At 56.6% G+C, this 16,686-nt stretch carries 15 protein-coding genes; 12 read left to right on the forward strand and 3 right to left on the reverse strand.

From position 1 onward, the window contains the following. The first annotated feature begins 194 nt into the window (after positions 1-194). From yddG to E3U32_RS21335, 3 genes are all read left to right on the forward strand, one after another. Positions 195-1,073: an aromatic amino acid DMT transporter YddG gene (gene yddG / locus E3U32_RS21325; protein WP_134350400.1), complete on the forward strand. Its 879-nt coding sequence runs from the start codon at positions 195-197 to the stop codon at positions 1,071-1,073. Positions 1,074-1,695: 622 nt separating this feature from the next. Then, on the forward strand, positions 1,696-2,778 hold the full coding sequence (ompC, locus tag E3U32_RS21330) for a porin OmpC (RefSeq protein ID WP_134350401.1): 1,083 nt from the start codon (positions 1,696-1,698) through the stop codon (positions 2,776-2,778). Between the two features lie 77 nt (positions 2,779-2,855). Further along, complete coding sequence (locus tag E3U32_RS21335) at positions 2,856-3,296, forward strand: GFA family protein (RefSeq protein ID WP_134350402.1); 441 nt, start codon at positions 2,856-2,858, stop codon at positions 3,294-3,296. Here the strand turns inward: E3U32_RS21335 and E3U32_RS21340 are convergent. Continuing rightward, positions 3,286-4,230 (reverse strand): LysR substrate-binding domain-containing protein, encoded by a 945-nt coding sequence (locus E3U32_RS21340; RefSeq protein WP_134350403.1) that lies wholly within the window; start codon positions 4,228-4,230, stop codon positions 3,286-3,288. The genes E3U32_RS21335 and E3U32_RS21340 overlap by 11 nt on opposite strands. Before the next feature lie 170 nt (positions 4,231-4,400). On the opposite strand from E3U32_RS21340, the gene E3U32_RS21345 reads away from it, so the two are divergent. Genes E3U32_RS21345 through E3U32_RS21375 form a run of 7 tightly spaced genes read left to right on the forward strand, consistent with a single transcriptional unit; the run spans position 4,401 to position 10,851 of the window. Further along, positions 4,401-5,351 (forward strand): branched-chain amino acid ABC transporter permease, encoded by a 951-nt coding sequence (locus E3U32_RS21345; RefSeq protein WP_134350404.1) that lies wholly within the window; start codon positions 4,401-4,403, stop codon positions 5,349-5,351. Between the two features lie 8 nt (positions 5,352-5,359). Then, a complete protein-coding gene (locus E3U32_RS21350) occupies positions 5,360-6,466 on the forward strand; it encodes a branched-chain amino acid ABC transporter permease (RefSeq protein WP_134350405.1) in 1,107 nt (368 codons plus the stop codon). Beyond that, on the forward strand, positions 6,463-7,230 hold the full coding sequence (locus E3U32_RS21355; RefSeq protein ID WP_134350406.1) for an ABC transporter ATP-binding protein: 768 nt from the start codon (positions 6,463-6,465) through the stop codon (positions 7,228-7,230). Before E3U32_RS21350 ends, E3U32_RS21355 begins: the two co-directional genes overlap by 4 nt. After that, positions 7,223-7,942, forward strand: a complete 720-nt coding sequence (locus E3U32_RS21360) for an ABC transporter ATP-binding protein (RefSeq protein ID WP_134350407.1) — start codon at positions 7,223-7,225, stop codon at positions 7,940-7,942. The genes E3U32_RS21355 and E3U32_RS21360 overlap by 8 nt, the downstream gene beginning before the upstream one ends. 28 nt (positions 7,943-7,970) lie before the next feature. Beyond that, positions 7,971-9,128, forward strand: coding sequence for a branched-chain amino acid ABC transporter substrate-binding protein (locus E3U32_RS21365; protein ID WP_134350408.1), 1,158 nt, complete (start codon positions 7,971-7,973; stop codon positions 9,126-9,128). A 17-nt stretch (positions 9,129-9,145) separates the two neighbouring features. Next, positions 9,146-9,628: an L-2-amino-thiazoline-4-carboxylic acid hydrolase gene (locus tag E3U32_RS21370; RefSeq protein WP_134350409.1), complete on the forward strand. Its 483-nt coding sequence runs from the start codon at positions 9,146-9,148 to the stop codon at positions 9,626-9,628. Further along, a complete protein-coding gene (locus tag E3U32_RS21375; protein ID WP_134350410.1) occupies positions 9,625-10,851 on the forward strand; it encodes a Zn-dependent hydrolase in 1,227 nt (408 codons plus the stop codon). Before E3U32_RS21370 ends, E3U32_RS21375 begins: the two co-directional genes overlap by 4 nt. Positions 10,852-10,887: 36 nt before the next feature. Here E3U32_RS21375 and E3U32_RS21380 read toward each other — a convergent pair whose 3' ends face one another. Beyond that, positions 10,888-12,771, reverse strand: coding sequence for a potassium transporter Kup (locus E3U32_RS21380; protein WP_134350411.1), 1,884 nt, complete (start codon positions 12,769-12,771; stop codon positions 10,888-10,890). 93 nt (positions 12,772-12,864) lie between these two features. Beyond that, positions 12,865-14,352, reverse strand: coding sequence for an MFS transporter (locus E3U32_RS21385; protein WP_134350412.1), 1,488 nt, complete (start codon positions 14,350-14,352; stop codon positions 12,865-12,867). Between the two features lie 116 nt (positions 14,353-14,468). Between E3U32_RS21385 and E3U32_RS21390 the strand changes: the two genes are divergently transcribed. Both E3U32_RS21390 and E3U32_RS21395 read left to right on the forward strand, forming a co-directional pair. Beyond that, positions 14,469-15,044, forward strand: coding sequence for a TetR family transcriptional regulator (locus tag E3U32_RS21390; protein WP_134350413.1), 576 nt, complete (start codon positions 14,469-14,471; stop codon positions 15,042-15,044). Positions 15,045-15,253: 209 nt separating this feature from the next. Then, positions 15,254-16,639: a NarK family nitrate/nitrite MFS transporter gene (locus E3U32_RS21395; protein WP_134350414.1), complete on the forward strand. Its 1,386-nt coding sequence runs from the start codon at positions 15,254-15,256 to the stop codon at positions 16,637-16,639. Positions 16,640-16,686 lie beyond the last annotated feature (47 nt).

A 16,686-nucleotide genomic window follows, 5' to 3' on the forward strand; every position in this document is an offset into this window, starting at 1 on the left:
CGTGGCGCAAACTAGCAGCAAAGCCCCTGTTTTTTTTGCGTCAAATCAAAGTCATCTCCCTTCCCCCCCTTAATAGTCACCTCCGGTACGGTTAAATACCCCTTTTTGATTAACGGCTTAAGAGAATAATTCGCGACAGCATCAGGATTAATGCGATACATTTTCTGTTCGATTTTCATTGCAATGGCTAAGTCATGGACAGAAAGAGAGCAACGCTTATTGGGCTGGCGGCGATACTGCTATGGAGCACCATGGTCGGCCTTATTCGCAGCGTGAGCGAAGGGCTGGGGCCGGTAGGCGGCGCGGCGATGATATACACCCTCAGCGGATTACTGTGTCTGGTGACGGTAGGATTTCCTGATATCAGGCGGTTTTCACCCCGCTATCTTATTGCCGGCAGCGTTTTATTTGTCAGCTACGAAATATGCCTGGCGCTGTCGCTGGGCTATGCCGCAACGCGCGCTCAGGCCATTGAAGTCGGTATGGTGAATTACCTCTGGCCAAGCCTGACGATTGTGTTTGCTATTTTGTTCAATGGGCAAAAATCTACCCTGTGGGTGATCCCCGGGTTAGCTATCTCACTGCTGGGCGTCTGCTGGGTATTAGGGGGCGAGCAAGGGTTACATCTTGATGAAATAACCCGCAATATCGTGTCCAGTCCGCTGAGCTATGCGCTGGCATTCGCCGGGGCATTTATTTGGGCGGCCTACTGCACCGTAACCAGTAAATTTGCGAAAGGGCAAAACGGTATCACTCTGTTTGTTTTGCTCACAGCGCTGAGTCTGTGGGTGAAATATGCCCTCAGCGATCAGCCTGATATGGTGTTCACGCTTCCGGTGGTGGTAAAACTCGTGATGTGCGGGGTCGCCCTTGGGTTGGGTTACGCCGCATGGAATATTGGCATCCTTCACGGTAACGTCACGGTACTGGCGGCCGTCTCCTATTTTACCCCGGTTCTCTCAGCCGCGCTTGCCGCCGCAGTGCTGAATTCCCCGCTCTCCTTCGCGTTCTGGCAAGGCGCACTGTTGGTCTGCGCCGGGTCGTTGCTTTGCTGGTACGCGACAAGAAAATAATATCTGTTTTGCTGTCGGGGAATATTTATCCCGACAGCGAAAACTTAACATAAATTTAATATCTGAGCGCACGTCAAAATATTCATCTGTGCAGTAGAATGCGTGTTTAGCTTCTATTTATATTCCACACCCTTTCGTAAGTTTTCGTCTTCCTGTGTTGACATAAATTGACACCGGCAAGTGATTAGTTTCTTGCAAATACTCACAATATTAATAGCACGAAGTGCAATAGTATGTTTCTGTGTGTTTCTATTAAAACCACGGAAATTCCGTACCATAAAGGGCTGCAAACAAGGCTTAAAGGCTTAAAACAAGATCCCCACCCCATCAAAAGCACGATAAAACCGACAATTACCACTTTTTATAAAACCAGCGTGCAACTATATTTACAGCAATCAATTCCGCATGAAACTGATTAAATCCTCACCATTTCACGCTATCTCATCGCCATTTATCCGATCTCGATCACACTAACTGAAATTATTGCTAATAATTTGAAACTTATTATTGAAATAGGACTACAAGATTTTTAAAAATAGCATGCCATTGACGATAGGCCTCGTTTAGAAATCGTTCAAAGTGGCTCAGGAAATACCAAAGAAAATTATAAGGAATATTTAAGATGAAACTTAAATTAGTTGCAGTGGCAGTGACTTCCATGTTGGCAGCAGGCGTTGTAAACGCGGCTGAAGTTTATAACAAAGACGGTAACAAGCTGGATCTGTACGGTAAAGTAACAGGTCTGCACTATTTCTCTGATGATACTGATAACGACGGCGACAAAACTTACGTTCGTCTGGGCTTCAAAGGCGAAACTCAGATCAACGATCAGCTGACCGGTTACGGCCAGTGGGAATATGAGTTCAAAGGCAACCGTTCTGAATCCCAGGGCGCTGACGGCAACAAAACCCGTCTGGCATTCGCAGGTCTGAAATTCAACGAATTCGGTTCATTCGACTACGGTCGTAACTACGGTGTTGCTTACGACATCGGCGCATGGACTGACGTTCTGCCAGAGTTCGGTGGCGATACCTGGACTCAGACTGATGGCTTTATGACTGGCCGTACGACTGGCGTTGCAACCTACCGTAACACCGACTTCTTCGGTCTGGTTGACGGTCTGAACGTTGCCGCTCAGTACCAGGGTAAAAACGACCGTAATGACATCACCGAAGCGAACGGTGACGGCTGGGGTCTGTCTTCTACCTATGAAATGGACGGCTTCGGTGTCGGTGCAACCTACGCGAAATCTGACCGTACTGACCGTCAGGTTGCTGCAGGTCGCGTCGCTAACACCGTTAACGCTGGCGGCGAGAACGCAGAAGTATGGGCTGCTGGCCTGAAATACGATGCGAACAACATCTACCTGGCAACCACCTACTCTGAAACCCGCAACATGACCAACTTCGGTGACGGTTATATCGCGAACAAAGCTCAGAACTTCGAAGTTGTTGCTCAGTACCAGTTCGACTTCGGCCTGCGTCCATCCATCGCTTACCTGAAATCCAAAGGTAAAGACATCGGTTCATACGGCGACCAGGATCTGGTTGAATACGTTGACGTTGGCGCGAGCTACTACTTCAACAAAAACATGTCTACCTATGTTGATTACAAAATCAACCTGGTTGACGACAACAGCTTCACCAAAGCAACTGGCGTTGCTACCGACAACATCGTAGCTGTAGGTCTGACCTACCAGTTCTAAGATTTGTCACAATAAAAGGCCAGCCCATGTGGCTGGCTTTTTTTATACGGATTTCTGGCGTCAAAAAGGAGTACGCCATGCACATATTCAAAGGACGCTGCTTGTGCGGAATGAGTCAGTTCAGCGTGAGCCTCAATAATTTTGACGTATACGCATGTCACTGCACGCAATGCCAGAAGTGGTCGGGGGGTATTGCCATGTATCTTGAGACACAGGGCCAGCCGCTGGTAGAGCAAGACTCCATTTCCCCTTCTCATTTCGCATCATCCGCGCGCGGCGAACGCTGGTTCTGTCCCGGCTGCGGCTGCCCGCTGTGGTTCAAGCTGACCACAACAGCGCGCTATTTCATTCCCTGGACGCTGCTTGAGATGAGCGAGGATGAACGACGCCGGCTGGTGCTTGCAGCAGAAATCTACACCGAAACCCAACCTGCGTTTTTTGGCCTGACCGGGCAATACGCACGCTACAGCGGATCGGAAATTGAAGCGCTGGATAAACACTGCCTGCTTACGCCGTAGACGGTTCAACGCCTGCTGCCCGACGAAGCCAGTTTTGCAGCAGCTTACCGTCCTCGGTCATCTCTGAATCGGCACGCACGCAGAGGTAATAGTCGCGCCCGTCGTCAATGGGTGAGTCAAATATCTTCACCAGCTCACCGCTTTCGAGATAAGGCGCAATCAGCGGCTCACGCATCAGCGCGCAGCCCAGCCCTGCCTGTACGCCCGCCAGCGTCAACAGCCCATCTTCAAACAGGGGGCCGCTGCGCCGCAGAGGACGTTTTACCCCCTGCAGCTGAAACCACTGCGGCCAGGTGGTGCGCTCCTCATCATGCAGCAGCGGCATTTGCAGCAGCTGCTCAGGGGTGTCGATATGGCCATGAACGCGCAAAAATGCGCGGCTGCACACCGGCACCATCTGTCCTGAAATCAGCTTTTCACTCTGATAGCCCGCCCACTGACCGTTCCCAAAACGAATCGACATGTCCGACGCGTCGCTCAGATAGTTACGGTGGTTGGCATACACCACGTTGATTTCGGTTTGCGGATTGGCGCGCATAAAAGCGGGCAAACGCGGGATAAACCACCCCATGCCAAAAAGCGGGATCAGGCTGATAGTGACCTGACGCGTTTGCGCCTGCTCCGCCAGATGCTCCGTCGCCTGGCGGAGAACGTTAAACGCCGCACGGATCGAGCGGTAGTATTCACGCCCGTGCTGGCTCAGAACCAGCCTGCGCCCCTGACGCTCCGTCAGCGGCATTTGCAGGTACCCTTCGAGCACCTTGAGCTGATGACTGACGGCCGACGGAGAGATAGCCAGCTCCTGCGCGGCCAGCGTGACGCTGCCCAGCCGGGCGATAGCCTCAAAGGCACGTACTGCCCGAAGCGGCGGATCGTTTGCAAGGCGACTCTCTGCATACGCAGACAGGCCAACCGATTGTTCTGTTTTATTCATATGTTGATTTCTTTAGGCTTTTCACCCAAAAGCAGGCTTTCATTATCTTTATATAAATCATAAAGATAAAACAATATTTATTTATCATAAGAAATAATAGATGTGTATTTTACAATTTAATTCATTTATTAGATGGTAGCCGCAGAAAGAGCACTTTGCGGGTACAAACGTTGGATACACTTATACAACAACTGATCAACGGCGTGATGCTGGGAAGCATCTACGCGCTGATCGCGCTGGGCTATACCATGGTGTATGGCATTTTGCGCATTATTAACTTTGCTCACGGCGATATTCTGATGGTCGGCGCGCTCACCACGCTTTCTGCCATCAACGCCCTGAATTCCGCCTTCCCGCACATGCCGCTGCTGTTGCAGCTCGGCGTTGCGCTGGCGGTGTCCATGGCCGTTTGCGCCCTGCTGGCCATGGCCGTCGAACGCTTTGCCTACCGTCGCCTGCGCAACGCCCCGCGCCTGGCGCCGCTGATCTCCGGTATCGGCGTCTCGGTCCTGCTGCAAACCGTGGCGATGATTATCTGGACGCGTAACCCGCTGATGTTCGCGCAGATCCTGCCCATGGATCCGATTGCCATTACATCGGGAAGTGAAATGCATCCCCCCGCCATTGTGACCGTCACCGGCATTGTCACCGTGGCGCTGGCGCTTGCGGTAATGACCGGGCTGTGGCTGCTGGTGGAATACACCCGCCTGGGTCGCGGCATGCGCGCCGTGGCGGAAAACCCGCGCGTGGCCACGCTGATGGGGGTTAACCCAAACGCCATCATCACCCTGACGTTTGCTATTGGCGGAACGTTTGCCGCGCTGGCAGGCGTCATGATGGCCAGCAACTACGGCAACGCCAGCTTCTCAATGGGCTTTTTGCCCGGGATCAAAGCCTTTACCGCCGCCGTTCTGGGGGGCATTGGTAACATTCGTGGCGCAATGATTGGCGGCATCCTGCTCGGCATTATCGAAGCGCTGGGGGCGGGCTACCTGGGTGAACTGACCCACGGCGTGTTCGGCAGCAATTACCAGGATGTCTTTGCGTTCATCGTGCTGATTCTGGTGCTGGTCTTCCGTCCGGCAGGCCTGCTGGGCGAGCGCGTGGCAAACAGAGCGTAAGGGACACTATGACAACTCTTCAACTCCAGACCCCGGCGACGACGCGCAAGTTTTGGTCCGGCATGACGTTATTCTGCGTCGCGCTGCTGATTGCGCCCATCGTGGCCACGCAGCTTGGCGGCAACTACTGGGTGCGCGTCATCGACTTCGCCCTGCTCTACATCATGCTGGCGCTGGGGCTTAACATTGTGGTCGGCTATACCGGCCTGCTGGACATGGGCTTTATCGCCTTTTACGCGGTCGGGGCTTACCTCGCGGCGCTGATGGCGTCGCCACACCTGCTGGAGGTGTTCCCGATCCTCGGCGTCTGGTTCCCGGACGGGCTGCACACCTCTTATCTGCTCATCATTCCGCTGGCCGCACTCGTGGCGGCTGTCTGCGGCATTTTGCTGGGTGCCCCCACGCTGAAGCTGCGTGGAGACTATCTGGCGATAGTGACCCTCGGTTTTGGGGAGATTATTCGTATCCTGATGCGTAACCTCGATCGTCCGGTGAACATCACCAACGGTGCCAAGGGCATTACTGGGGTAGATACGCTCAACCTGTTCGGCCTGAAGTTTAGCGGCGTCTATCACTGGTTCGGCGTTAAAGTGCCCGCCCTGTGGCTGTGGTACTACCTGCTGATGCTGGTGATTATCGCGATCGTTTTCGTCTGCCTGCGCCTGCAGCATTCCCGTATTGGCCGCGCCTGGCACGCCATCCGTGAAGATGAGGATGTGGCCCGCGCGATGGGCATCAACGTGCGTAACTATAAGCTGCTGGCCTTCGCGATGGGCGCCTCCTTTGGCGGCGTGGCGGGTGCACTTTTTGGCGCATTTCAGGGCTTTGTCTCCCCGGAATCCTTCACGCTACAGGAATCCATCGCCGTGCTGGCGATGGTGGTGCTGGGCGGTATGGGACACATACCGGGCGTGATCCTCGGCGCGGTACTGCTCACCGCCCTGCCGGAACTGCTGCGTAGCCAGGCGGCCCCGGTTCAGCAGGCGCTGTTCGGAGCGGTGCTGATTGACCCGGAAGTGTTACGTCAGCTGTTCTACGGCCTGGCACTGGTGCTGGTGATGCTGGTGCGTCCTTCCGGCATCTGGCCGGTACGCCACAAGGAGGTAAAGGCATGAGTCTGTTAACCGTACGCCATATGTCAAAACGCTTCGGCGGGCTGACTGCCGTGGATGATGTTTCGATTACCGTGAACAAGGGCGAGATCTACGGGCTGATTGGCCCCAACGGGGCGGGAAAAACCACCTGCTTTAACCTGATCACCGGGCTTTATCCGGCGGACAGCGGTGAGTTTTCCATTGCCGATAAGCCCTATTTTCCGAAGCAGATCGAGAAAGTCACCGCCGCCGGGATTGCGCGCACCTTCCAGAACGTGCGCCTCTTTAACGACATGTCGGTGTTGGAAAACGTGATGGTGGGCCGCCACGTGCGCACCCGTAACGGCGTGTGGGCCGCGCTGAGCCGCCACAAACGCGCCCGCGCGGAAGAGCGGCAGACCCGTGAGCTCGCCTGGCACTGGCTGGAATATACCGGCATTGCGCAGTTCGCCCACTATCGCGCCTGCGATCTGGCCTATGGTCATCAGCGTCGTCTTGAAATCGCCCGCGCGCTGGCAACGGATCCGCTCCTGCTGGCGCTGGACGAACCCGCCGCCGGCATGAACGCGGCGGAAAAAGTGGCGCTCGGCGAGCTGCTCATCCGCATCCGCGATGACGGCAAAACCCTGCTGATGATTGAACATGACGTCAAGCTGGTGATGGGCATCTGCGATCGCCTGACGGTGCTGGATTACGGCAAAACGCTCGCCAGCGGCACGCCGGAAAGCGTGCGTCGCGACCCTTTGGTGATCGCCGCCTGGCTTGGAGGCAATGCCCATGTCTGAATTACTCAAGGTCGAACGTCTGGACGTGCATTACGGCGGCATTCAGGCAGTACGCGACGTCTCCTTTACCCTGCACGAGGGCGAACAGGCTACGCTGATCGGCGCTAACGGCGCGGGTAAAAGCTCTACCGTGCGCGCCATCACCGGGCTGGAAAGCTTTAGCGGCAGCATTGAATTTAACGGTAAAGCGGTAGGCAAACACGGCCCCGACGCTCTGCTTCGCGACGGGTTGGTCATGGTTCCGGAGGGCCGCGGGATATTCTCCCGCATGACGGTACTGGAAAACCTGCAGATGGGCGCCTGGCTCAGGCGTGACACTGTCACCGTCAGGCAAGAAATGGCGGCGATTTTCGAGCGCTTCCCGCGTCTGGGCGAGCGCCAGCACCAGCTCGCCGGGCTGCTGTCCGGCGGCGAGCAGCAGCTGCTGGCCCTTAACCGTGCCCTGCTCAGCCAGCCGCGCCTGTTGATCCTCGATGAACCGTCAATGGGCCTCGCCCCGAAGATGGTCGAAAACATTTTTGCCGTTATCGCCGGCCTGCGCGAGCGCGGCGTCGCCCTGCTGCTTATTGAGCAAAACGCCCGCCTGGCGCTGGAGGTGACCGACAGCGCGTGGGTGATGGACAGCGGCAGCATCGTTCATCGCGGCCAGTCAAAAGCGATGCTCGATGACGACCAGATTGCACAGATTTATTTGGGCGAAATGCCCGTTTAACAACACCAGCCAACATCAGGGAAATACAATGAAAACAGTAAAATTCAGTGCGCTCAGCGCCGCTATTCTGTTCAGCAGTGTTGCCTCAACGGCCGCGTGGGCCGCTGACGGTGAAACCGTGGTTATTGGTCTGGCGGGCCCGCTCACCGGCCCGTCTGCCCGTATCGGTAAAGATCTGGAGAACGGCGCGCAGCTGGCTATCGATGACATCAACAAGCAGCACCCAACCATCGGCGGCAAAGCGGTGACCTTCAAACTGCAGTCCGAAGACGATCAGTCCGACCCGCGCACCGCCGTGGCCGTTGCGCAGCGTCTGGTCGACAGCGGCGCGGCAGGCGTGGTCGGTCACTGGAACACCGGCACCAGCATTCCAGCAGCCCGGGTTTATCACGATGCGGGTATCGCACAGGTGGCACCGGTCGCGACCGGTCACGCGTATACCAAACAGGGTTTTGACACCAGCTTCCGCGTGATGGGCCACGACGACGACGGCGGCCAGCTCGCCGGCCAGTACGCGGTGAATACCCTGAAAGCCAAACGCATTGCGGTGATCGACGACCGTACCGCCTTTGGTCAGGGTCTGGCAGACCAGTTTATTAAATCGCTGGAAGCGCAGGGCGTGAAGATTGTCGATCGTCAGTACGTGGATGACAAAACGGTCGATTTCAGCGCCGTGCTGACCGCCATCCGCAGTAAAAATGCCGATCTGGTCTTCTTCGGCGGCGTCGACAGTCAGGCCGCACCGCTGGCGCGTCGTATCAAACAGCTGGGGATGAATGCCACGCTGATGGGCGCAGGCGGATTCGTCAGCCAGACGTTCCTGCAGCTGGCGCAAAAAGAGGGTGAAGGCGTTGTCGCTCTGGAGCCAGGTCTGCCCGTTGACCAGATGCCGGGCGGCAAAGCGTTTGAGCAGGCCTATCAGGATCGCTACCACACCCATATTGAACTGCACGCCCCGTTCGCCTATGACGCCACCCGCGTACTGGTTGCGGCGATGGAAAAAGCAGACTCCGTTGAGCCGTCCAACTACCTGCCCGCCCTTCGCGCCATTAGCTACTCCGGCGTAACCGGGCAGATCGCGTTTGATAAAGAAGGCAATCTGAAATCGCCGTCGTTCACGGTCTACAAAGTTGTCGACGGCAAATGGCAGCCGCAGACCGTGCTGGGCGGCGCAAAAGCGAAGTAACGCAGCGAGGCAATGTGATGAGTGATAATAACGAGCTGGGCATTCTCGCCCGCCGCAAAATTGAAGCCGAAATTATTAAGCCAATTTATGAAATCCTGGTGCGCGAGATAGGGAAAACCCGCGCCCAGGCGGTGATTGGCGAGGCCATTGAGCAGGCCGCGATTGACGCAGGCAAAGCGTTTGCCAGCAAAGAGCCCAACGGCGCGAATGTAAAGAGTTTTATCGCCCTGCAGTATCTGTGGGAGAAAGACAACGCGCTGGACGTGAAGGTGATCGACGCCGACGACCAGCAATACAATTACAACGTCACCCGCTGTCGCTACGCAGAGATGTATCACGAGATGGGGCTGGGCGAAATCGGCCACCTGCTCTCCTGCGCGCGCGATGAAAAATTCATCGTTGGCTATGCGCCGGACGTGAAGCTGACCCGCACCACCACCATCATGCAGGGCGGCGCATGCTGTGATTTCCGCTACCGCAGCACTAAGGACAAGCCATGATCCACGTCAATGCCGAACGGCTGTGGTCAACGCTTGAGATGATGGCGCAGATCGGCGGCACGCCCGCCGGTGGCGTAACCCGCCTGGCGCTGAGCGAGGAAGATCGTATTGCGCGTAACCTGCTGCGCGACTGGGCGCGGGAGGCGGGTTTTACCTGCGACGTCGACAGCATGGGCAACATGTTTATCCGTCGCGCGGGGAAAAACCCAGAACTCGCGCCGGTTTTGACCGGCTCGCACGTGGATACCCAGCCGCTGGGCGGCAACTACGACGGGGTTTACGGCGTGCTGGCCGGACTGGAACTGCTGCGTACCCTCAATGACCATCACGTTGAGACGGAACGTGACGTTGTGCTGGTAAACTGGACCAACGAAGAAGGCGCGCGCTTCGCGCCAGCTATGCTCGCATCAGGCGTCTGGGCAGGCCAGCTTACCGAGGCGTTTGCTTACGCCCGGATGGACAGCAAGCGCGTCACGGTCCGCGAGGCGCTTGAAGCGATAGGCTATCGCGGCGACATCCCGGCCCGTGCGTTTCCGGTTCACGCCTGCTACGAGCTGCACATCGAACAGGGCCCGATTCTGGAAGATGAAGCCCTGGATATCGGGCTCGTTCGCGCGGCAATGGGTCAGCGCTGGTTTACCCTGACGCTAGACGGTTTCGCCGCCCACGCAGGCACGACGCCAATGCACAGCCGCCGCGACGCGCTGACTGCCTTCGCTGAGCTGGCGCTGAAGGTGGAAGCGATTGGCTATCGGCATGCGCCAGACGGACGCGCGACGATCGGTATGGCGCAGGTTACCCCAAACTCGCGTAACGTCGTGCCGTCTCGCGTGGTATGCAGCGTGGAGTTTCGCCATCCCTCGCAGGAGGCGCTGGAAGCCATGGAAGCGGCGCTGCATAAGGTGGCTGAAAGCCTGAGCCTGCGCGGCGTAGTGGCTGCCGTTGAACGCATTTTTGACTACGCGCCCATTGCGTTTGATGCCGAATGCCTGGCCCGCACGGAGAAGGCCGTGGCGGAACTGGGCTATTCGTCGAAGCCGATGGTCTCTGGCGCGGGACACGACACCTGCTATATCAGCAAGATTGCGCCTGCCAGCATGATTTTTATCCCCTGCGTGAAAGGCATCAGCCATAACGAAGCGGAGAGGATCCTGCCGGAATGGTCAGAGAAAGGGGCGAACGTGTTGTTACACAGCGTCCTTTCCGCAGCCCAGGAGAGATAAGCGCGGCGCGAAAGCAAATCCGGCTTTCGCGCGACCCTAGACGGCAACGCGCCGGCTGATTTCAACAACCCGATCGCTGGGAAGGCGATAGTGGTTGATGACGTGCGCGCAGTTGCGCTTCATAAAGGCAAAAATGTGTCGTTGCCAGGCCGCCATACCCGCCCCGCCTTCGCCTGCCACAATGGTTTCATGTCCGACATACCAGGTGGTGTCATCTGTGGCAAAAAGTGCGTTAATCTCGCTGACGCCCTGCAGCAAATGCGGGATGTCCGGGTGTTCCATAAAACCATACTGCGCCACGCCGTGCCAGTAGCCCGGCGCGCGCTGCTCTACGCTGATGCGTTGTTCTTCCCCTACGTACGGCACATTCAGAATATCAATGGTAAGAGACAACACATCCCGCTGTAGCGCCCGGTTTCGCGCGACGTGCCAGCGCATCACCGGCGGGATATTGTGCTGCGTCCGGGTCAAAAATACTGCGGCACCCGCCACTCTGGGCACCGTCTTTTGCTGAAGCTGGGCAAAGAAGGCATCCACGCTGACGCCCTTCTCGCCCACCGACGCGGATACTGCCCGAACGCCGCGGTGCCAGATCAGCATCACCGTACAAATGGCGGCGGCCATCAGTAGCGGAATATAGCCGCCTTCCAGGACCTTAATCAGATTGGCAAATAAGAAAGTGGCATCAATCACCAGGAAACAGAGCGCAATAACCGCGCTGCTGACCAGGCTCCAGCGCCACACTTCCCGCATGGCGACGAACAGCAGTCCCGTGGTCATCAGCATAGTTAACGACACGGCAATGCCGTACGCAGCGGCAAGCTTATCGGAGGATTTAAAGAACACCACCAGCCCGATAGTCACCACCATCAGCAGCCAGTTTATTGTCCCGATATAGATCTGACCGTAGCTTTCTGCTGCCGTCTGTTTTATGCGTAATCGCGGTAGCCAGCCAAGCTGAATGGCCTGGCGCGTCATGGAAAAGGCGCCGGTGATGATCGCCTGACTGGCGATGATTGTTGCCAGCGCGGCAAGAACAATAAGCGGAACCTGCAGCACCGGCGGACACAGCACGTAAAAAAGGTTTTGTTTGCTGTCGGCCCCCGCCAGGATCAGCGCCGACTGGCCGGCATAGTTGAGCAGCAGCGAAGGAAAGACGACGCCGTACCAGGCAAGCCAGATAGGCTTTTTACCGAAATGTCCCATGTCGGCATACAGGGCCTCGGCCCCCGTCACGCAGAGAAAAACGCCGCCCAGGACCAGAAAACTGGTGTACCCATTCGAGAATAAAAACGCGATGCCGTAAGCCGGATTCAGGGCCAACAGTACGGAGGGGTGCTGAATGATGCCCCAGACACCCAGCGCGGCAATCACAAGAAACCATAGCGCCATCACCGGGCCAAATATCTTCCCTATACGGGCAGTACCAAATGGCTGGATCAGGAACAGCGCCAGCAGAACCGCAACCGTGAGGGGCAAGATGTACGGCTGCGATTCAGGAATGACCATCTCCAGCCCTTCCAGGGCTGAAAGCACGGAGATTGCCGGGGTTATCGCACCGTCACCGTAAATCAACGCTGCGCCGATGAGAGCGGCAAAAATGACCCAGCGTCCGCCTTTTCCTTTTTCTACCAGAAGCGACATCAGGGCCATGATGCCCCCCTCGCCATGATTATCAATTCGCATGGCGAAGGCGGCATATTTTATGGATGTCACCAGGATGAGTGTCCAGGTAATCAGGGAGAGCAGGCCCAGTATGACGGCTGGCGTCGGGTCATGCTCAGAGAGCGAAAGCACCGTCCTGAAGGTATAAAGCGGGCTGGTGCCGATATCACCAAAAACGACGCCCAGTGCACCACCTGCAAGTAGGGTTAACCGGGAGAAGGGTTGGGACGGTTCACTGCTGTTGCGTGGGCTCATATTTTCCAGCAAGAATCAGATAATCCTTTAAAAAACATAGCCCATCTGCCCCACCCGCGCCAACCTCCAGCCCGGTTTTACTGCGCTATTTACTTACCGCGGGTTGACCTTCGCCAGGCTGAACCAGATCCCAACGGCCAGCAGCAGCAGCATTCCACCTGCACTTCCCAGCGCCACGCTGTGCGAGGTGATAAACGCGCTTTTCGCCGCCTCAATAACCGACTCCGCCATTGTCGGCGTCAGATCCTGCGCCACCTTCATCGCTTCACCAATGGATGACGAGGCTTTGTCGACGAGAGAAGCATTCAACCCCTGCGGAAGCGCAATCGACGCCGAGAAGCTGCGGGTCAGCAGCAGGCCAAAAATGGCGATCCCCAGCCCGGCTCCCAGCTCATAGGACATGGTTTCAATCGCCCCTGCTGCTGCGGCTTTCTCTTTCGGCGCGGCAGCCATAATCGCGGAGGTCGAAGCCAGCAGCGCGCTGGCGGCACTGAAGCCGAGCAGCACCATCAGCCCCCACGCCTGCCACTGCTGCGTACTGAAGTCGAGCATCGACAGGCCGATAAAGCTGACGGCGCTGAGCCCCATTCCGCCAGCCGCGACGATGCGTAGCCCTAAACGCCCAACCAGCACGCCCGCGATCGGTCCGCTGAACCCGCTGGCGACCATCACAGGCAGCATGAACATTCCCGCTTCAAACGGCGTAAAGCCGTGAACAAACTGCAGCTCCTGGGCCATCAGCAGCTCAAAGCCGACCAGGGCAATCATCGCGGTCATCGCCATCACCACGCCGCTCAAAATGATGCGGTGGCAGAACAGGCGCATGTCGATCATTGGTACGCGGGCGCGAAGCTGAATACGGACAAAGACAAACAGCAGCACCGAGCCGGTAACCAGCGCGGAGATGACCAGCCACGGTGACAGTGCGCCTTTTAGCGCCGTTTTAGCGCTGTAGACCAGCAGCAAAATCGCCACAATCAGCATGATGGCATGGCTGATATTCAGCGGCTGCTCCGGACGGCCCTGCTGGCGGGGCACAAAACGCGCGGCCAGCGAAACGACGACCAGTACGATCGGCACGTTGATCAAAAACACCGATCCCCAGTAAAAATGCTCAAGCAGCATACCGCCGATCAGCGGACCAAACGCCGCCCCGCCGGAGCCCACCGCCGCCCAGACGCCAAGCGCAATATTACGGTCCCGCGCGTCGACAAACAGCGTACGGATCCCTGCCAGGGTGGCCGGAATGATCATCGCCGCACCGATTGCCAGCGAGGCACGCGCCGCAATCAGCCACCCGGCCGACGGGGCAAACGCCGCCGCCAGGGACGACAGGCCAAACAGCGTACTGCCAATCATCAGCAGCCGCTTAAAACCAATCCGGTCACCGAGTGCGCCCATCGGCAGCACCATACCCGCCATCACCAGAGAGTAGATATCGATGATCCACAGCAATTCATTACCGCTGGCACCCAGCGTCATGCTCAATGTCGGCGCCGCCACGTGCAGCACCGTCGCGTCGATCGCCACCGGGATATACACCAGCACGATAATCACTAACGCTAACCACTGACGAAACATAAATTTCCTTTTCATTTTAAACATGGACACATGTCCAGATTAGGATCCTACGTAAAGTTGAACGAGTGTCCAGCTTTTTGTTACACTCGTTTCGTTCCCATTGAGAGTGAGTAAACATGCGATATCTGAGCAAGGACGAACGGCGGGAAGCCATCTTACAGGCCGCCATGCGCGTGGCGCTGGCCGAAGGACTGGCGGCCATGACGGTGCGACGTATTGCCGCTGAAGCCGGCGTCGCGACCGGTCAGGTTCACCACCACTTCACCTCTGGCGGCGAGCTAAAATCGCTGGCCTTTGTGCGTCTGATCCGCGAGCTGCTGGATGCCGACATGCTGGGTGAAAACGCCAGCTGGCGCGAGCGGCTGCTCGCCATGCTCGGCAGCGATGACGGCGGGTTTGAGCCCTACATTCGCCTGTGGCGGGAAGCGCAAATTCTCGCCAGCCGGGACCCCGAAATCAAAGCAGCGTATGTCCTGACCATGGAGATGTGGCATCAGGAGACCGTGGCGATTATCCACGCCGGGGCGGAGGCCAGCGCCTTTACGCTTACCGACCGTGCGGAAAATATTGCCTGGCGTTTGATCGGGCTGGTTTGCGGGCTTGACGGGATCACCATATTAAATATGCCCGGGATGGACGATGCGGCGCTTAATAAGCATCTCGACAAGCTGATTTCCCTCGAATTGGGTTAATACTCCTGACGGAGTATTATTTACCGCTGGGCTTACAATTAGTAACATATTAAGCGAACCCTTATTTCCTTTCTAAACTCAAGGGTTCGTTTTTTTATCTATCCTTTCAGTTGTATCCAAAAACACCCAATAAACCGATCCACACACCAATAACTATCCATCTGTTTTCATTTGTTTTTTATCTTCATCTTGGCAAGCAAGAGGGTGATATGTCACAACAAAGTGAGAAGAGTAATCCGCATCTGTTGAGTAACTGGAAACCGGAAAATACACAATTTTGGGAGAATAAAGGAAAACATATCGCGCGGCGAAACCTGTGGATTTCAGTCGCTTGTTTGCTGTTAGCGTTCTGCGTATGGATGTTATTTAGCGCGATTGCCGTGAACCTGAATAAAATCGGATTTACTTTCTCCACTGACCAGCTTTTTATGCTAACGGCATTACCTTCTCTCTCCGGTGCGATATTGCGCGTCCCCTACTCGTTTATGGTGCCAATATTTGGTGGGCGTTACTGGACGGTATTGAGTACCGTCATCCTGATTATCCCCTGCGTCTGGCTGGGGATTGCCATTCAGAACACCGCGACGCCTTACTGGGTCTTTATCGTGATTGCCCTCCTCTGCGGCTTTGCCGGCGCCAACTTCGCCTCCAGCATGGGCAACATCAGCTTCTTCTTCCCTAAGGCAAAACAGGGTAGCGCGCTCGGTATTAATGGCGGGCTGGGCAACCTCGGCGTCAGCGTGATGCAGCTGGTCGCGCCGCTGGTGATCTTCCTGCCAATGTTTACCTTCCTTGACGTGCTGGGCGTACCACAGGATGACGGCTCCACCATGTGGCTGGCGAATGCCGCCTGGATATGGACACCGCTGCTGCTGCTGGCAACTCTTGCCGCCTTCTTTGGCATGAACGATATCGCCAGCTCTAAGGCCTCTATCGCCAGCCAGCTTCCGGTGTTAAAACGCTTTCATTTGTGGCTGCTGAGCCTGCTTTATCTCGCGACATTCGGCTCGTTTATCGGTTTCTCGGCAGGCTTTGCCATGCTGTCAAAAACCCAGTTTCCCGACGTTAATATCCTTCACCTCGCCTTCTTTGGCCCCCTGATTGGCGCGCTGGCGCGTTCAGCGGGCGGGATGATCTCTGACAAACTGGGCGGGGTACGCGTCACGCTTATCAACTTTGTCTTTATGGCCGTGTTCAGCGCCCTGATTTTCCTGACGCTGCCCGGCACGGGCTCCGGCAGCTTTATCGCCTTCTATCTGGTCTTCATGGGGCTGTTCCTCACCGCCGGTCTGGGCAGCGGCTCCACCTTCCAGATGATTGCCATTATCTTCCGGCAGATAACGCTCACCCGCGTGAAGCAGCAGGGCGGAACGGACGAACAGGCGCAGCATGAAGCAGTGACCGAAACCGCGGCGGCCCTGGGCTTTATCTCCGCCATCGGTGCCGTCGGTGGGTTCTTCATCCCCAAAGCCTTTGGCACCTCGCTGGCAATGACCGGATCGCCGGTCGGCGCCATGAAAGTGTTCCTCGTGTTTTACATCGTCTGTGTGTTCGTTACCTGGCTGGTTTATGGCCGCAAATCCGCACAAAAATAATAACGACCTCTTCGCCGGAGCGTGATGTAGCCCCCTCCGGCAATGCT

It is taken from the genome of Lelliottia nimipressuralis (assembly GCF_004402045.1).
GTDB classification, from domain to species: Bacteria; Pseudomonadota; Gammaproteobacteria; order Enterobacterales; family Enterobacteriaceae; genus Enterobacter; species Enterobacter chinensis.